This is a genomic window from Paenibacillus timonensis, assembly GCF_022427145.1.
GTDB lineage: Bacteria > Bacillota > Bacilli > Paenibacillales > Paenibacillaceae > Fontibacillus > Fontibacillus timonensis.
This window is the reverse complement of the sequence record NZ_JAKSXN010000163.1, coordinates 1-408: the sequence shown is the minus strand read 5'-3', so window position 1 is coordinate 408 and position 408 is coordinate 1. Positions and strand designations below refer to the sequence as shown.

Annotated in this window: 1 protein-coding gene; it reads left to right on the top strand. The window is 59.3% G+C overall.

Annotated features, from left to right (window positions below):
- A partial coding sequence (locus MJ257_RS24700) for a DoxX family membrane protein (protein ID WP_240271806.1) occupies positions 1 to 408 on the top strand: 408 nt, incomplete at both ends.

Genomic DNA, 408 nt, shown 5'->3' with positions numbered 1-408 from the left:
AACCAACAAAATCGCCATGTGGCTCTTGACCGTCATCCGCGTTTACCTCGGCTATCAATGGATCGAAGCCGGCTACCATAAACTGACCGGCGGCTTCGACGCCGCAGGCTTCTTAACCGGAGCGATCGCGAACAGCACCGGCGAGCACCCGGCCGTGCAAGGCTGGTGGGCCACATTCCTGCAGCACTTCGCCTTGCCGAACGTCGATCTCTTCAACGTCCTGGTGCCTTACGGCGAATTCCTGGTCGGCATCGGCCTCATTCTCGGTACCTTCACCACCTTCGCCGCACTGATGGGCTTCGTGATGAACGCCGCGTTCCTCTTCTCGGGTACGGTAAGCACCAACGCGCAAATGCTGATTCTTGAAGTGCTGGTTCTCGTCGCCGCCGCTAACGCCGGCAAAATCGG